The sequence below is a fragment of the Massilia litorea genome, assembly GCF_015101885.1.
Lineage (GTDB): Bacteria > Pseudomonadota > Gammaproteobacteria > Burkholderiales > Burkholderiaceae_D > Telluria > Telluria litorea.
Genome location: NZ_CP062941.1, coordinates 2,574,498 through 2,590,816, shown reverse-complemented (window position 1 = coordinate 2,590,816; position 16,319 = coordinate 2,574,498). Strand labels below are relative to the sequence as shown.

Annotated in this window: 16 protein-coding genes and 1 pseudogene; 6 read left to right on the top strand and 11 right to left on the bottom strand. The window is 64.0% G+C overall.

Features of this window, described 5'->3' with window-relative positions; translation table 11 throughout:
• The first annotated feature begins 11 nt into the window (after positions 1-11).
• Both bdcA and LPB04_RS11560 read left to right on the top strand, forming a co-directional pair.
• A complete protein-coding gene (gene bdcA, locus LPB04_RS11565; RefSeq protein ID WP_193688795.1) occupies positions 12-725 on the top strand; it encodes an SDR family oxidoreductase in 714 nt (237 codons plus the stop codon).
• A 206-nt stretch (positions 726-931) separates the two neighbouring features.
• Positions 932-1,084: pseudogene (locus tag LPB04_RS11560) on the top strand (IS1595 family transposase); the annotation flags it as partial.
• Positions 1,085-1,104: 20 nt separating this feature from the next.
• Here LPB04_RS11560 and LPB04_RS11555 read toward each other — a convergent pair.
• From LPB04_RS11555 to hrpA, 5 genes are all read right to left on the bottom strand, one after another.
• On the bottom strand, positions 1,105-2,274 hold the full coding sequence (locus LPB04_RS11555; RefSeq protein WP_193688793.1) for an ATP-grasp domain-containing protein: 1,170 nt from the start codon (positions 2,272-2,274) through the stop codon (positions 1,105-1,107).
• Position 2,275: 1 nt separating this feature from the next.
• On the bottom strand, positions 2,276-3,157 hold the full coding sequence (locus LPB04_RS11550; protein WP_193688792.1) for a class I SAM-dependent methyltransferase: 882 nt from the start codon (positions 3,155-3,157) through the stop codon (positions 2,276-2,278).
• A gap of 10 nt (positions 3,158-3,167) precedes the next feature.
• The gene (locus LPB04_RS11545; RefSeq protein WP_193688791.1) at positions 3,168-4,397 is read right to left on the bottom strand and encodes an aminotransferase class III-fold pyridoxal phosphate-dependent enzyme; all 1,230 of its coding nucleotides are present in this window, start codon (positions 4,395-4,397) and stop codon (positions 3,168-3,170) included.
• A gap of 386 nt (positions 4,398-4,783) precedes the next feature.
• Positions 4,784-5,317, bottom strand: coding sequence for a PaaI family thioesterase (locus LPB04_RS11540; protein ID WP_193688790.1), 534 nt, complete (start codon positions 5,315-5,317; stop codon positions 4,784-4,786).
• An 88-nt stretch (positions 5,318-5,405) separates the two neighbouring features.
• Positions 5,406-9,635: an ATP-dependent RNA helicase HrpA gene (hrpA, locus tag LPB04_RS11535; RefSeq protein WP_407943892.1), complete on the bottom strand. Its 4,230-nt coding sequence runs from the start codon at positions 9,633-9,635 to the stop codon at positions 5,406-5,408.
• 55 nt (positions 9,636-9,690) lie between these two features.
• On the opposite strand from hrpA, the gene argA reads away from it, so the two are divergent.
• Complete coding sequence (argA, locus tag LPB04_RS11530; RefSeq protein WP_193688789.1) at positions 9,691-11,004, top strand: amino-acid N-acetyltransferase; 1,314 nt, start codon at positions 9,691-9,693, stop codon at positions 11,002-11,004.
• A gap of 37 nt (positions 11,005-11,041) precedes the next feature.
• Positions 11,042-11,314, top strand: a complete 273-nt coding sequence (locus tag LPB04_RS11525; RefSeq protein WP_193688788.1) for an oxidative damage protection protein — start codon at positions 11,042-11,044, stop codon at positions 11,312-11,314.
• 67 nt (positions 11,315-11,381) lie between these two features.
• Here LPB04_RS11525 and LPB04_RS11520 read toward each other — a convergent pair whose 3' ends face one another.
• Positions 11,382-11,936, bottom strand: a complete 555-nt coding sequence (locus LPB04_RS11520) for a DUF488 domain-containing protein (protein WP_193688787.1) — start codon at positions 11,934-11,936, stop codon at positions 11,382-11,384.
• Positions 11,937-12,076: 140 nt separating this feature from the next.
• Here LPB04_RS11520 and LPB04_RS11515 point away from each other — a divergent pair, with 140 nt between their 5' ends.
• The gene (locus LPB04_RS11515) at positions 12,077-12,892 is read left to right on the top strand and encodes a DUF817 domain-containing protein (RefSeq protein ID WP_407943901.1); all 816 of its coding nucleotides are present in this window, start codon (positions 12,077-12,079) and stop codon (positions 12,890-12,892) included.
• 183 nt (positions 12,893-13,075) lie between these two features.
• On the opposite strand, the gene LPB04_RS11510 is transcribed toward LPB04_RS11515, so the two are convergent.
• Positions 13,076-13,486, bottom strand: a complete 411-nt coding sequence (locus LPB04_RS11510) for a hypothetical protein (RefSeq protein ID WP_227496721.1) — start codon at positions 13,484-13,486, stop codon at positions 13,076-13,078.
• A gap of 156 nt (positions 13,487-13,642) precedes the next feature.
• Here LPB04_RS11510 and arfB point away from each other — a divergent pair, with 156 nt between their 5' ends.
• Entirely contained in the window at positions 13,643-14,041 is a 399-nt protein-coding gene (gene arfB, locus LPB04_RS11505) for an alternative ribosome rescue aminoacyl-tRNA hydrolase ArfB (protein WP_227496720.1), read from the top strand.
• Positions 14,042-14,090: 49 nt separating this feature from the next.
• Here arfB and LPB04_RS11500 read toward each other — a convergent pair whose 3' ends face one another.
• Genes LPB04_RS11500 through rpiA form a run of 4 tightly spaced genes read right to left on the bottom strand, consistent with a single transcriptional unit; the run spans position 14,091 to position 16,317 of the window.
• Positions 14,091-14,654, bottom strand: coding sequence for a hypothetical protein (locus LPB04_RS11500; RefSeq protein ID WP_193688785.1), 564 nt, complete (start codon positions 14,652-14,654; stop codon positions 14,091-14,093).
• 2 nt (positions 14,655-14,656) lie between these two features.
• Positions 14,657-15,235, bottom strand: a complete 579-nt coding sequence (locus LPB04_RS11495) for a hypothetical protein (RefSeq protein WP_193688784.1) — start codon at positions 15,233-15,235, stop codon at positions 14,657-14,659.
• 58 nt (positions 15,236-15,293) lie between these two features.
• On the bottom strand, positions 15,294-15,623 hold the full coding sequence (locus tag LPB04_RS11490) for a hypothetical protein (RefSeq protein ID WP_193688783.1): 330 nt from the start codon (positions 15,621-15,623) through the stop codon (positions 15,294-15,296).
• Positions 15,624-15,639: 16 nt separating this feature from the next.
• Entirely contained in the window at positions 15,640-16,317 is a 678-nt protein-coding gene (gene rpiA, locus LPB04_RS11485; RefSeq protein WP_193688782.1) for a ribose-5-phosphate isomerase RpiA, read from the bottom strand.
• Between the last annotated feature and the right edge of the window lie 2 nt (positions 16,318-16,319).

Sequence of the window (16,319 nt, the reverse complement as noted above, 5' to 3'; positions counted from 1 at the left end):
AGGAGTTGGTCATGACGGATTTCACGAACAAGTCGGTCCTGGTACTTGGCGGCAGCCGGGGCATCGGTGCGGCGATCGTCCGGCGCTTTGCCGCGGACGGCGCGAAGGTGACGTTCACCTATTCGGGCTCGCCGGAAGCGGCCCAGCTCGTCGCCGCGGAAACAGGGAGCACGGCATTCCTGACGGACAGCGCCGACCGGGATGCGGTCATCGCCCGGGTCCGTGACAGCGGTCCGTTGGACATCCTGGTGGTCAATTCCGGCATTGCCATCTTCGGCGATGCGCTGGAGCAGGACCCGGATGCAGTCGATCGCCTGTTCCGTATCAATGTGCAGGCGCCCTACCACGCTTCGGTGGAAGCCGCGCGGCAAATGCCGACAGGCGGCCGCATCATCGTGATCGGCTCGGTGAACGGCGACCGCATGCCCTTGCCCGGCATGGCCTCCTATGCCCTGAGCAAATCCGCATTGCAAGGTCTGGCGCGCGGGCTGGCACGTGATTTCGGTCCGCGCGGTATCACGATCAACGTCGTGCAGCCGGGACCGATCGACACCGACGCCAACCCGGAAGACGGCCCGATGCGGGATCTGATGCACAGCTTCATGGCGATCAAGCGCCACGGCCGCCCTGAAGAGGTAGCAGGAATGGTGGCCTGGCTGGCGGGGCCGGAGGCGGGCTTCGTGACCGGGGCGATGCACACGATCGATGGGGCGTTTGGCGCGTGACCGGTTCCGCTCAGCCAGCACTGGCCCATTCGGCGCGGTTGCGTGGGTCGGGGATGGCGGCATATCCAACGACCGCACGGCGGCATTCGGAAAGGCGCTGTTCGCGTTAAGTGTGGAATCTTCCTGAACGGCTGAGGTCCGACCCGGACTTCACCAGTGAGGAGGTTTGCATGCAAGCACGCCAGTTCGAGCACTTCCTGAAGAATCACAGCCGCCTGCGCGCCTGGCTGCAGCCGTTTCGCGGGATTGCCAGCCCTTACCTCGGCGACTATCTCGGCTGGCGCTGGGCGCTCGACGGCGCTCGCGTCAAGTCGCCGGAGGCCTTGCTGCGAGCGGCAATCGGCATATTCCACACTTAACGCGAACAGCGCCATCATCTTTACCTTCGAGCCGCCGGCAGTTGCACTAATTTGATAGCGTCAAGCAGCTGCGCCAGTTGCCGGTGCCGCAGCATGTACATCGTGTTGCCCATTGTCGATGCGAACGCGTCAGGAACGGATTGAACGAGAACCAGGGTGTCCCCAAGCTGTTCCCTCAGCGTCTCAGGTGACAACGCATAGACGCGTTCGTGGCGCCGTCCTGCGTGGGCCGTGTGAAATTTGCGTTCGTACCGATAGTCTTCCAGCAAATCTCCCATCATGACCGCGGCCCATAATGCATATACGTCGAAGTCGCAGGAGTGGTTCATCATGTCGGTGGTGTAGCCGCCTGGCGGGCGCACGTTCATCTCCAGCGCGAGGTAGGACCCGTCGGGACGCCAGAAGAATTCAAGGTGGAAGAAGCGCCGGCGCAGGCCGAACCCCGCCAACGCACGCCGACCGACGTCCTCGAGCGCCGGGGGAATACTGCGCATCGAATAATAATAGCCATCGAGTGTGCCGGTTCTCACTTCCATGATGCCGCTATCGTAGACATGCGAGGTGCAGAAGACCACGCCGCCTTCGCGGTTGACCAGGCCATCAAAGGTGACGATGACGCCTTCGACAAAGGGCTGGACGATGTGATTATCGAGCGGCAGAAGCAGCGCGGCGTCGAGTTCGGCCGGTGTCGATACGCGAAAGGTGGACGTTGCGCCGGAGCCGCTATCGGGCTTGAATACGAGCGGCAGGCCATGCGTTGCGGCAAAGTCTCTGACGACCTCGGGAGACACGCAGCGGATGCCAGGCGGGTGGGGCACGCCCGCTTTCTCAAAAACCTGCGCCATGGCCAGCTTGCTGCGCAGGCGCCTGACGTCTTGCGCCGAGAGGCCTTCGATGCAGAGGTCGTCGCGCAGGTGGCCCTCCACTTCGAGCCAGTGCTCGCCGTTCGATTCAACAAAGTCGATGGGACCGTACAGCGCGACCAGGGACTGCACGACGCCGAGCAAGCGTTCGTACTCTCCCATACGCGGTTCAAACACGTACGCTTCGAATGCCTGGCGCGCTTCCGGCGGCAGATCTTGCTCTGGGATATCGCCTACGGCAAGGACGTTAGCGCCGCGCGCGCGCGCAGCGACGCAGAACAGATGCGAATTCGGCGGAAAACCTGGCGACAGGTAAAGAATTCTCACGCTAGGCTTTCCTCAGCTGCCAGCCGACGCCATTCCAGATGTGAAATGGCGATACATCGGCACGGATGACCTGCAATTGCGCCTGCTGCGCCAAGCCGAGCACCTCGCCATTGACCTCCTCGCGTGAGCGACCGTAAGCATAATTGAACAGGACAAAATCGCCCCCGGGGCGCAACACGCGCCGCACCTCTTCAAAATGGCGCTCGACCAACGCCCGCCCGGAAAGCACGACGTAAGGGAAGGTATCGACACTGTAGACGAGATCGACAGAAGCCGCCTCCCACGCCGACAGGTCTTTGCCGTCAGTCAGCAGGACAGACGTATTCGAACAAGCGGCGAGCCGGCGCGTGGCCGCCGCGATCATGCCAGGGGAGACATCGGTGCCGCTCACGGACCGCAGGCGCGAGGACAGGGGCGCCATCAAGCGCCCGATGCCGCAGCCGATCTCGATGGCATCCCGATCTGGCTTCAAGACACCCCAGTCGTCCATCACGCCAATGACCTCGTCCGTCGCCGCAGCCAGCAACTCGGGGTTTCCCAGTGAGTAAAGCGCCACACTCGACTCCTCGCTCTGCGCCACAGACGCATCGAACAGCCGTCGGCATCGCTCGATGCCCTCTTCCGTGTCGCTGGCAGGTTCCGGAGAATCGAGGCGCTGGCGGATCATGCTGACGATGGTCCTGCAGCCCGCCGCATTGTCGGCGAGGTGCTGCGCCAGCGCGCGAAGCTTCGCCGGGTCGCCGGTGAGCGTGGGCAGGATGCGGGCCAGTGCCGACGTATCCTCCGTGTGCTGCACGAGTTCCATCACGATCATGGACACCGAAGCCTCGGCGCGCAGATAGCGGTCGACAATTTGCTGGATGCTGGCGGCTCGATGGTCCATCGCAGCCCGTTCAGGTCGCCCGGCAATGCTGGCTGGCGATCCGCATCGCGCTTCGCGCATGCTCCAGCGTCGTATCGATGTCATCCCGCTGATGCGCATGGCTGATGAACCACATGTGACGGGGATGCAGCAGGACCCCACGCTCGAGCATCGCCTCGTAGAACACTGTCCGCATTGCATCGTTAACTTGGGAGTCCGGATGATCAAAGCGTAGGAAGGGCATCGGCGGAAAAGGCTCGCCGTAGCTCAGCGCGGGCACATCGAACTCGCGCACAATGGCGTTCAGGCCGTCGATCAGCCGCTGGCCCAGCGCCCATACATGGCCGGCAACGTCGCGTTCCCGAACGATACGCAAGGTTGTCAGGGCGGCGGCCATGGCCGCAGTATCGCCGTGGAAGGTGCCCGACAGATGCATTCCGGCGGCGCTGTTCATGACATCGCGCCGCCCCACCACCGCCGCGATCGGCCAGCCGTTGCTCAGGCCCTTGCTCACCGTGGTCAGATCGGGCTTGAGTTCGAAACGGGCCTGCACCGACCCGGGGGCGGTACGAAATGCTGTCTTGACTTCATCGAGAATGAACAGCGCGCCGTGGCGATGCGTCAGGTCTTGCAGGGCCTGAAACCGTTCCCGCGTCGGCGGCAATACCATCTCCGGCGCCAGGATGACGCCGGAGATTTCGCCAGGAAAGACACTGAACAGGGCCTCGAGCGAATGCGGATCGTTGGCGTTGAACTCCAGCACCTGTGCGTCGAGCCCGGCGGGAACTGAATTCTCGAGTGGCAGACACCAGTCGTGCCAGCCGTGATAACCCGCCCGTGCGACACGGCGGCGCCCCGTTGCGCGGCGGGCGATGCGCAGGGCGGCAGTCGTCGCTTCGCTCCCTGTCTTGAGTACCACGGCCATGTCAGCCGCGTCAAACTGCGCGACCAGCGCTTCAGCGAACAGCACGTGCTGCGGACGATTCATCGACAACAGCGAGCCGCGCTCGAGCTCCTCGCGCGCCGCCGCGTCCACTTCAGGGTCCGCGTAGCCGAGCAGAAACGCACCGAAGGCCATCAGATAGTCGATGTACTCGTGCCCGTCGACATCCGTGATCCGGCAACCAAAGCCGCGTTCGATATACATCGGCGAGCGCTCGGGCGTCGTGAGCACCCGCCCCGACAGGTGGTGGGCACCGGGAATGACGCACTGGGCGCGCCCGAGCCACGCCTGTGAAGAGGGAAAGCGTCCTTCAGTCATGTTTCTGCCTCAATATTGCCTGGCCTACGGTGCGGCCCTGCCCGCAGGCTTCCCTGTTACGAAGCGGCAGGGCCGGCATTGCGATGAGAAGACGCCGTCGCTCACTGGCGAAGTGACTCAGCCGATCGTCGAACATCGCAGGGCGTTGTGGTTTTGAGTCTGTTGTTCCTTGTAACTCTACCTCATCTTAATTTACATGAAATCACTATTCGTCGTTGCACGACAGCGGTGAGTTGGTCAAATCGGCGCAGTACAAGCTCAGATGTGGGGAGAGACCTGGACGGTGGAGGAAAGGAGAGCATGGATGAACCTTGCAATGTGCGTTGCCTTGCAACATACATTCCAAGGTGCGTGGTCGTGAGAGGGGATGGAAAACAAGCAGAGCCTTACCAGGCTTCCTGGCCAAAGATCAGGCAGGTCGTCGTCGCATGCGCATACAGCTTGCCGTCCGGCCCGACAATCCGTCCCTCGGCAGTGGCCACCTGGCGCCCTGCATGGATCACCTTGCCTTCGGCGCGCACGAAGGGCACGTCCTTGTTCAAGGCACGCACCATGTTCACCTTCAGTTCCAGCGTCGTGTAGCCCTTGCCGGCCGGGAGCGTCGTGTGCACGGCGCAGCCCACGGCAGAATCGAGCAGCGTGGCGAACCAGCCGCCATGCACCGTGCCGAGCGGGTTGTAATGCCTGAGCTGCGGACGGCCCTGGAAGACGGCGACGCCTGGCCCCATGTGGATCGGCACGAAGTCGAGCGTCTCGCCGATGGGCGGCGGCGGCAGCTCGCCGGCAAAGATGGCCTGGAACATCTCCATGCCCGACAGCTTCCGCACCTGTTCCTGCGCCGCGACACCGGGCGCGAGCAGGCGCGCACGCACGGACTGCTCTTCCCTCTCCCACGTAGCGATGACTTCGTCGAGCTCCATCCTTGACTCCCCTGTTGGTTTTATTGAACGATGAGATAGCGTACAGGAAGGGGCGACATTCTGCCGGCACCCGCCTGCGCTCGACGAATCAGCGGATCATCGACTCCCACACCTTCTGCAGCCGCTTGGCCGACACCGGCATCGGCGTGCGCAGCTCCTGGGCGAACAGCGAAACCCGCAGCTCTTCCAGCATCCAGCGGAACTCCGTCATGCGCGGGTCGTTCTGCTTGCCCGGCTGCTTGGAGATGCGCTGCCACTGGCTGGCGGCGTTCTGCCATTCAAGCATCAGTTGGCTGTCGCGCGACGGATTGCCGCGCAGTTTTTCCAGGCGCACGTTCATCGCTTTCAAATAACGCGGGAAGTGGGCCAGCTGGCTGTACTCGTTGTCGGCGATGAAGCGTTTGTGCACGAGGCCTGCCAGTTGCTCCTGCATGTCGGTCGCAACCGCCGGCGGCAGGCCTTTCAGGCGCTTCGGCATGCCGTGGAACTCGCTCAAGATCGCACCCACCAGGCGCGCGATCTCGTTGATCAACAGGCCGATGCGGCCCTTGCCCTCGTCCTTGCGCTTGTTGAACGAGGCCGCATCCGTCGGCAGCGGGTCCTGCAGGCAGGCGATGTCGATCGCCTTCTGCACGATCTGGTCGCGCAGCTCTTCCTGCGAGCCGACTGTCATGAACTGCATGCCCATCCCCTGCAGGCCCGGGATGTTCTTCTCGGCGAATTTGAGCTGATCCTTCAGCTGCAGCGCGAACAGGCGGCGCAGGCCGATGCGGTGGGTGCGCGCGGCGACATTCGGGTCGTCGAACACTTCCAGGTCGCAGTGCGTGCCCTTGTCGACCAGAGCCGGGAAGCCGATCAGCGTCAGCTTGCCCTGCGTGATCTCGAGCAGCTCGGGCAGTTCGCCGAAGGTCCAGCTGGTCAGGTTCGTGTGCTGGCTGACGGCCGGCGCGGCCGCTTGCGGGGCCGCTGCCGGCGCAGCGCCCTTGCCTTTGGCCGCCGGTGCCGCCACCGCGATGGGTGCGGCATTCCTGCCCGCGCCCCAGGCCGCAGGCGTCGCCACGTTCGTTCGTGCCGCGCCCAGTGCCGCCGGCGTGGCCTCCGCCATCTTCTGGAAGCTCTCGCGCGCCTGGCTGCCCAGTTCCGCCTGCAGGCTGGCCAGGTTGCGCCCCATCTCGAGCTGGCGCCCATGCTCGTCGATGATCTTGAAATTCATGAACAGGTGGGTCGGCAGCGTCTCCAGCTTGAAGTCGCCGGTCAGCACGTTCACGCCGGTCTCGGCGCGCACGTCCGCGATCAGCACGTCGACCAGGTCGCCGCGCCCGAAGGCCTTGGCCGCGTGGATGCGCTCGACGAAGCGCGCCGCGTAGTCCGGCAGCGGCACGCAATGGCGGCGCAGCTTTTGCGGCAGCGATTTCAACATCAAGTGCACTTTTTCCTTCAGCATGCCCGGCACCAGCCAGGCCGCGCGCTCTTGCGGGATCTGGTTCAGCGCGAACAGCGGTACCGACAGGGTCACGCCGTCGCGCGGGCTGCCCGGCTCGAAGTGGTACGAGAGCCCCATCTCGATGCCGGTGACGTTCATCGTCTTCGGGAACAGCTCCGTCGTCACGCCGGCCGCCTCGTGGCGCATCAGCTCTTCGCGGTTCAGGTACAACAGCTTCGGGTCGTCGCGCGCGGCGTCCTTGTACCACTTCTCGAAGCCGGCGCCGTTCACCACATCCTTCGGGATCTCGGCGTCATAAAACGCCGCGATCAGCTGCTCGTCGACCAGCACGTCCTGGCGCCGCGACTTGTGCTCGAGGTTCTCGATCTCCTTCACCAGCTTGTGGTTGTGCGCATAGAAGGGCTGGCGCGTTTCGTAGTCGCCCGCGACCAGCGCATCGCGAATGAAGATTTCGCGCGCCTCGTACGGATTATGCAGCGCGTGGTTGATGCGCCGGCCGCTGTAGACGACGATGCCGTACAGGGTCGCGCGTTCCAGCGACGAGACCTGCGCCGGCTTCTTTTCCCAGCGCGGTTCGCCCCAGGATTTCTTCAGCAGGTGCCCGCCGATCTTCTCGATCCATTCGGGCTGGATCTGGGCGATGCAGCGCGCGTACAGGCGCGTGGTCTCGACCAGTTCGGCCGCCATGATCCAGCGCCCCGGCTTCTTGGTCAGCGAGGAACCCGGCCAGATATGGAACTTGATGCCGCGCGCGCCGAGATAGGCGCCGCCCGGCTCGTCCTCGGCCTTGAAGCCGATGTTCCCCAGCAGGCCGGTGAGCAGCGCCAGGTGCAGCTGTTCGTAGGTGGCGGCCGACTCGTTCAGACGCCAGCCCTGCTCGCGCACGATGGTGAGCAGTTGCGAATGCACGTCGCGCCACTCGCGCAGGCGCACCTGCGACAGGAAGTTGGCGCGGCAGTTCTCCTGCAGCAGGCGGTTGGTTTTCTTGTGCTCGATCGCGTCCTCGAACCAGTTCCAGATCTTGATAAAGCTGAGGAACTCGGACTTCTCGTCGGCGAATTTTTTATGCTTCTCGTCGGCCTGCTGCTGGTATTCCATCGGCCGGTCGCGCGGGTCCTGCACCGACAGGGCCGAGGCGATGATCAGCATCTCGGTCAGGCAGTTGTTGTCCAGCGCGGCCAGGATCATGCGGCCCACGCGCGGGTCGAGCGGCAATCGCGCCAGCTTGCGGCCGAGCGGCGTCAGTTCGTTGGTCTCGTCGACCGCACCGACTTCCTGCAGCAGCTGGTAGCCGTCGGCGATCGCGCGGCCCTGCGGCGGCTCGATGAAGGGGAAGGTCTCGACGTCCGTCAGGTGCAGGGACTTCATGCGCAGGATGACGGCGGCCAGCGAGGAGCGCAGGATCTCCGGGTCCGTGAACTTCGGACGCTGGAGGAAATCGTCTTCCTCGTACAGGCGGATGCAGACGCCGTCGGCCACACGGCCGCAACGGCCGGCGCGCTGGTTCGCCGCCGACTGCGCGATCGGCTCGACCTGCAGCTGTTCGACCTTGTTGCGGAAGCTGTAGCGCTTGACGCGCGCGAGACCCGCGTCGACCACGTAGCGGATGCCGGGCACCGTCAGCGACGTCTCGGCCACGTTCGTCGCCAGCACGATGCGGCGCGCGTTCGTCGTGCGGAAGACGCGGTCCTGCTCCTCGACCGACAGGCGCGCGAACAGCGGCAGGATCTCGACGTGCGGCGGATGGTGCTTGCGCAGCGCTTCGGCGCAGTCGCGGATCTCGCGCTCGCCCGGCAGGAAGACCAGCACGTCGCCCTGTCCCAGGCGGCACAGTTCATCGACGCCATCGACCACGGCGTCCATCAGGTCGCGCTTTTCACGTGCCTGCTGCGCCTTCGGTGCAGGCTTGTTGTCGACGCCGCCGCCCGCCATGACAGGGTCGCGGTCGACCGGGCGATAGCGGATTTCGACCTTGTACAGGCGGCCCGAGACCTCGATCACCGGCGCCGGCTTGCCGTCGCTTGAAGCGAAGTGGCGCGCGAAGCGTTCGGCGTCGATGGTCGCCGAGGTGATGATCACCTTCAGGTCGGGACGGCGCGGCAGCAGCTGCTTCAGGTAGCCGAGCAGGAAGTCGATGTTCAGGCTGCGTTCATGGGCCTCGTCGATGATGATCGTGTCGTAGGCTTTCAACAGCGGGTCGGTCTGGGTTTCGGCCAGCAGGATACCGTCGGTCATCAGCTTGATCGACGCGCCCGGCTGCAGCGTATCGTTGAAGCGCACCTTGTAGCCGACGTGTTCGCCCAGCGGCGTGCCGATCTCCTGCGCGATGCGTTTCGCGGTGGAGGACGCGGCGATACGGCGCGGCTGCGTGTGGCCGATCAGGCCCTTTTCGCCGCGGCCCAATTGCAGGCAGATCTTGGGCAACTGCGTGGTCTTGCCGGAACCGGTTTCGCCGGAGACGATGACGACCTGGTTCTCGACCAGCGCCTTGGCGATTTCCTCGCGGCGGCCGGAGACAGGCAAATCTTCGGGATAGGTAATCGGCGGCAGCGGCGTCTGTACGCGCGCTGCGCGCTGCGCTTTCGGCTCGCGCGGCGGGCGTTCGCCCGGGGCACGCTCGCCCGCGGCACGCTCGCCCGCGGCGCGCTCGCCTTGCGGCGCCTTGTCTTTTGGCGGCCGCTGGCCGCGTTGCGCACCCTGCCCGCCCTCGCCCGCATGCCGGCGCTCGCCCTTGGTCTGCAAAGCGCCGTCCGGCGTCTGCGTCATCGGTGCGCGCAACACGCCGGCAGCACGCTCGCGCGGCTGCCTGGCTTCATTGCTTGGGACTGCTGCGCGCGCCGTATCCGGCTTAGGCTTGTTACTCTGTTCAGACATTGATTTTTACGAGGTATTTGGTGCGCAAGTCGCGCAGCGAATTATAATGCGGCAAATGGAAAACCCTACCCAATTCGTCCAGTGGCTGCGCTCTGTCGCGCCGTATATTCATGCCTTTGGCGGCAAGACCTTCGTCGTCGCCTTCCCCGGCGAACTGGTCGCCGCCGGCGCCTTGCCGGTACTGGCGCAAGACCTGTCTTTACTCGTCGCCCTCGGCATCCGCATCGTGCTGGTGCACGGCTCGCGGCCGCAGGTGGCCGAGCAGCTCGGGCTGCGTAACGTCGAGGGGCGCTTCCACAACGGCGTGCGCATCACCGACACGGCGGCGATGGAATGCGCCAAGGAAGCCGCCGGCGAACTGCGCCTCGATATCGAAGCGGCCTTCAGCCAGGGCTTGCCGAACACGCCGATGTCGAATGCCCAGATCAGCATCGTCTCCGGTAACTTCGTCGTCGCCCGTCCGCTCGGCGTCATCGACGGCATCGACTTCGAGCTGACCGGCATGACGCGCAAGATCGCGGCCGACAAGATCGCCCCGATCCTGCAGACCGAAGACAACCTGGTGTTATTGTCTCCATTGGGCTTCTCGCCCACTGGCGAAGTATTCAACCTGACAATGGAAGACGTGGCCGCCACCGCCGCGATCGCCCTGCACGCCGACAAGCTGATCTACATTACCGAGACGCCGATGATGTCCGACGCCGCCGGCGAGGAAATCCGCGAGCTGTCCTCGCACCAGGCCGAAGCCGTGCTGCAGGCGAACTTCCTGCCGCCCGACGCCGCCTTCTACCTGCGGCATGCGATCAAAGCCTGCAACAGCGGCGTCGACCGCGCGCACATCGTGCCGTTCGAGATGGACGGTTCGGCCCTGCTCGAACTGTTCACCCACGACGGCGTGGGCACCATGATCAGCCACGAGAACCTGGAAAGCCTGCGCCAGGCCACAATTGAGGACGTCGGCGGAATTATCAAGCTCATTGAGCCTCTGGAAGCCGACGGCACCCTCGTCTACCGTGGACGCGAGCTGATCGAGCGCGAGATCGAGCAGTTCTCGGTCATCGAGCACGACGGCGTGATCTTCGGCTGCGCCGCCCTGTATCCGTTCCCGGATGCGAAGATGGGCGAGATGGCTTGTCTCACCGTCAATCCGGACGTGCAGGCCCAGGGCGACGGCGAGCGCATCCTGAAGCACATGGAAAACCGCGCGCGCGCCGCCGGGCTGACGAAACTGTTCGTGCTGACCACGCGCACCGCGCACTGGTTCAAGAAGCGCGGCTTCCAGCCGGCGACCGTGGACGACCTGCCGAAGGACCGCCAGCACATGTATAACTGGCAGCGCAAGTCACAGGTTTTCATCAAGTCTTTATAATCGCGGTTTTATCTCATACCGAATCAGGAGCACTCACATGGCCCGCACCGTCCACTGCGTTAAATTGAACAAGGAAGCCGAAGGCCTCGATTTCCCGCCTGTCCCGGGCGAAATGGGCAAGAAGCTGTACCTGTCGGTCTCGAAGGAAGCCTGGCAGGGCTGGCTCAAGCACCAGACCATGCTGATCAACGAAAACCGCCTGAACCTGGCGGACGACCGCGCGCGCAAGTACCTGGCGACGCAAATGGAAAAGCATTTCTTCGGCGAAGGCGCCGACCAGGCGATGGGTTACGTGCCGCCGGCACCGTAAGCGGCATCCCTTCCGGATAGGGCGGGGGTTTTCCCGCCCTATCCGCCCGCTCCTCCCCTTTTACCCATCACCCGAGATCCAGCGCGATCTGCTCGCCCCCTTCGGGCGGATAGGTGATGCGCGTTCCATCCACCTTTGCAAATGGCGTCAGTGCGGCCGGCTTGCGCTTGCCCGGATTGATGATGTGCTCGACCGGGATCCCGCGCACCAGCAGCGCGTCGGCCACCAGCGAACGGTGGCAGCGCCAGGGTACCGATTCGGCGCACATCAGCACGCAGCGCTTGCTGCTGGCCAGGTCGATCACCGCATCCACGTTCTTCGCGAATTCCGTGGTCTGCATGTAGTCGGCATAGCCCCGGAACGAGGTATTGCGCCAGCCGCTGTTGGGCGAATCCTTCTGGGGCCGACGCAGCCCGCCCAGGCCCGGCATCTGCCGATATTCGATACCGGCTTCCTTCAAGGACAGCGGCAGCTGGTCCTGGCCGAACTGCGGGTTGTGACGCGACTTCGGCACCGTGCGGATGTCGAGCAGGAGGGCGACCTCGTTTTGCCGCAGCAGGTCGATGAATTCCTCGATCGGCCGGTTCGAGTGGCCGATGGTGCAGACGATTTCCGTGTTCACGATACGACTCCCGATGACGAAATCGTATTCTCGCGCGGATGAGACTTGGCCGGCGCCGCGGAGCTCGTCGTAGAATGGGGCGTCGTCCCTAACGGTCCCACAAGAACATGAACATGCTCGCCGCCTTCGACAATCTGCTGATGGATGACCGCCCGCGCATGCTGGCCGGGCTGCGGCGCGGCCTGATCGAATTCCTCTACTTCGGCTTCAAGAACGCGCGTTCCTGCCTGTTCGTGTTCAGCTTCATGGCCATCGTCCTGCTGATGCCGCGCGCCGGGCTGTTCGGCATTCCACGCTACGATCTGCTGCTGCTCGTCGCCCTCGGCATCCAGTTCTGGATGGTGTACGCCAAACTCGAAACCTGGGACGAACTGAAGGCCGTCTGCCTGTTCCACATGGTCGGCTTTGCGCTGGAGGCGTTCAAGGTATCCGGCAGCATCCAGTCCTGGAGCTATCCGGATTTCGCGTACACCAAGCTCTTCGGCGTGCCGCTGTTCGCCGGCTTCATGTACGCCTCGGTCGGGAGCTATATCGTGCAGGCCTGGCGCATGTTCGACCTGCGCATTCGCCATCACCCGCCCTACTGGATGGCGGCGACCATCGCCCTGCTCATCTACGCGAACTTCTTCACCCATCATTACATCGGCGACTACCGCTGGTACCTGGCCGCCTGTGCGCTGGGCCTGTATTCGCGCACCGTCGTCATCTACCGTCCGCTCGACCGCGACCGCCAGATGCCGCTGATGCTCGGCTTCGTCCTGATCGGCTTTTTCATCTGGCTGGCCGAAAACATCGGCACCTTCTGGGGCATGTGGCGCTACCCGAACCAGCTTGGCGCGTGGTCGATCGTCCACATCAGCAAATGGAGTTCGTGGTCGCTGCTGGTGATCATGACGTTCACCATCGTGGCCAGCCTCAAGCACATCAAGAGCAAGATTCACATCGCGGAGGCGTGAGCATGAAAACCGTCAGCAGCAAGGCAGTCCGGATCGCGAAATGGGCGGCGATCGTCGTGATCGTGCTGTTCGTCGTAACCCGCATCATCCGTTTCGTGCTGCAGTAGGCGGCAAAAAACAAAGCCCGCGCACTGCGAAGCAGATGCGCGGGCCGATGTTCTGCCGACCTTGCGGCGATACGGCTTACTTCCTCGAGGCGTCCTGCATCTTCTCGCCGGCACGCTCCAGGCCCTGGCCGGCCTTGTTGGTGACGTGGGCTGCGCCGGCTTTGGCGTCGGCCGCGGCTTCGCGCGATTCCTGGCGCACTTCGGCACCGGCTTCCTTCATGTTCTGGTTGGCGCGGTCGGCGGCGTTTTCCATCTTGTCGCCGGCACGGTCGGCAGCGGCAGCGGTGTTTTCCGCAGCGCGTTCGGTTGCGTTACCGACAGCGCTGGCGGCTTCGCGGGTATTCGCGGCGGCGGCGGCAGCCGTGTTGTCGATGGCCTTGCCGGCTTCCTGGGCAGGACCGGTCGATGGATCGTGATCGGCTTTCTTGCAACCGGTGGCGGCGACAGCAACGGCAAACATCAGGGCGGTAATGGCGGTCTTGTTCATGGTTTTGCTCCTTGTAAATTTGTTGTCATTAGATTACACGTTTCCATACATACAGGCCGCACGTTACAGTTGTTACAAATACATCATCCGTGTTGTGCCATACACGGATGCGCTGCGGGCGTGGCATGATGCGCGCATCACATGAACGGAAACGCCGTGGCAGCCACCATCCTCCCCTCCGAAGTCGAATTCATCGCCATCCGCGCCCAGGGTCCCGGCGGCCAGAACGTGAACAAGGTCTCGTGCGCGGTGCATGCGCGCTTCGACGTCAAAGCGTCCTCGCTGCCGGTCTGGGTCAAGGAACGCCTGCTGGAGATGCGCGACACCCGCATCACGCGCGAAGGCGTGCTGGTGCTGAAAGCCCAGCAGTCGCGCAGCCTGGAACAGAACAAGGAAGATGCACTGCAACGCCTGCAGGCGCTGGTCGATGCGGCGGCCGTGGTGCAGACCGTGCGCCGCCCGACGAAACCGACGCGCGGCTCGCAGCGGCGCCGGCTGGACGAGAAAACGCGCAGCGGCCAGGTCAAGGCGCTGCGCGGCAGGGTCACTGAATAGAGGCGTCGGCGACTGATGGAAGCCGCCTGCAGATCAGGCCGAGCAAGGCCTACAGGGGATGGGCCTCGAAAGGATAGGTTTTACCATTCCCGATCCATTGGCCCGTGAGTGTCTCACCTTTCAGTTGAAAGCGCAGCACCGGCTTGACGGCATCCTTGCTATCGGTCTCTACCAACTCGAACCTGCTGCCCGTGCGGCGCACCGATAACGCGATCTTCTTGCGGTATTTGTCGTAATAGTAGTGCGCGCTCGCGAATTGATCGTCATCGTTGCGCACTCCGCTGCTTCCCATGAAAAGCGTGACAGGAATGGTCCCGTTGATCGTGCCTTTGAAATACTGCGAGTACGGATTGATTGCCGGGACGACGCCTTCGCCCTCGCCGAACACCAGGTATTTGCCGTACGCGTTCAGATAGGGCCGTAGTTCCTCGCCACGCAGGCTACGGCGCAACTCGCCCAAGTCGTCAAGCCCGAGGTCCGCATGGGATGCACATCCAGGGTTGCTGAACGACAGGCGGCCATTGCCGACTTCCATGGCGCCCGGGTCGTTCAGGTAGTGTCGATACATCAGGCCGCCTTTGGCGAAGCGCTCGTCCAGGCAGGCCTGGTACATGGCTACTGGCTATGCATCTCATCGACCGGCCGTGTTCGCGCCAGCTTATGCGCAGCAATCTGTTTTTCGAGTCGGGCGATCTCCTGCTTCAGGCGAGCGGCGCCCAGTGCCGCGAACTGGCGTCCCAGCTCGGCTCGTCCGGCGGGCGTCAGGACCTCCTGCGCCACGATCAGGCGGCCATTGCGGCTGTCGAAATGCCAGGTCATCGGGCTCTCGGTACAGTAGGCGCCGCAGCCGTAGGCATACGCGCTGACCGCAATCGCCCGCCCCTTGTTGAGCTGCTTGATGCCTTCCGACCTGAGTTCCTCGAGTGGCACATCGAGCAGGAGCAGGCGCGGCGTGGTTCCGGGAGACGCATCTGGCAGCGTTTCCAGCAGCTGGTCATGCAGGAAGGTATTGATGCGCCGGGTAGCAAGCTCGCTGCCGCCCACGAGATAAGGGATCGTGAGGGTATATTCCTGGTCGCGGCTGTTCTTCGAGCGATAGCTGATCTCGCGGTCGAGAATGTTCGCGGTGTCTGCCGAGAGCACCTGACCAGCGATGGGGAGCAACAGAGAGGCGGCAAGCAGCCAGTGTTTCATGCGAGTCGGCATACGGACGCGACGCTTCGAGGGCACCGTTTAGTTGGAAAAGAGTTGCCTACATTTTCCGACACTGTCTCAATTCGCAGCGCGCCATGAACACCTTGCCGTCGCCGCACTGCAGGCGGTACACCTCGACCGGCCCCGGCTCGGTCACCAGGCCCGCACCCTGCCCGACGCAGGCATGCTGGCGCGCCAGCTGCTCGACCGTGACGGACGAGACGCCGACGCGATAGGGTACGCGCTCGATCGGCACGCCGTTGGCGTCGACCAGCTGCGGCGCCGCCTTGACCGCGACCGCGCTACCCGGCGCAGGCGGCGCCTTCGCCCCGAACATCGAACAGCCGCCCAAGGCGGTTGCAATCGCCAGCGCCGGCAGTGCTTTCATCGTGTCTCCGAAAGGATCAGAAGCTGAGGGTCTTGACGCCGTCCGCCATGCCCAGCAGGCAGACGTTGGCGCCCTGCTTCGCGAACAGGCCGACCGCGATCACGCCGACGATGCCGTTGATCTCGGTCTCCAGCGCGACCGGATCGGCGATCTGCAGGCCGGCCACGTCGATGATCTCGCCGCCGTTGTCGGTGATGAAGGCTTCATCGCTGCCCGCTTTCGTGCGCAGGCGCGGCTGGCCGCCGAGTGCCGCCAGCTTGCGCATCACGACCGCGCGCGCCATCGGGATCACCTCCACCGGCAGCGGGAACTTGCCCAGCGTGCCGACCAGCTTCGAACCGTCGGCGATGCAGACAAAACGCTTCGATACCGAGGCCACGATTTTCTCGCGCGTGAGCGCCGCGCCGCCGCCCTTGATCATCGCGCCCTGCTCGGTGATCTCGTCCGCGCCGTCGATGTAGACGGCAATCGACTCGACCTCGTTCAGGTCGAACACGGGAATGCCGTGGCCGCGCAGGCGCGCCGCGGTCGCTTCCGAGGAGGCGACGGTACCCTTGATACGGTCCTTGATCTTCGCCAGTTCGTCGATGAAGAAATTCGCCGTCGAGCCGGTGCCCACGCCGATGATTTCGCCGTCGACCACGTAATCGATGGCGGCGCGTGCCACGGCTTGCTTGAGTTCGTCTTGAGTCATGA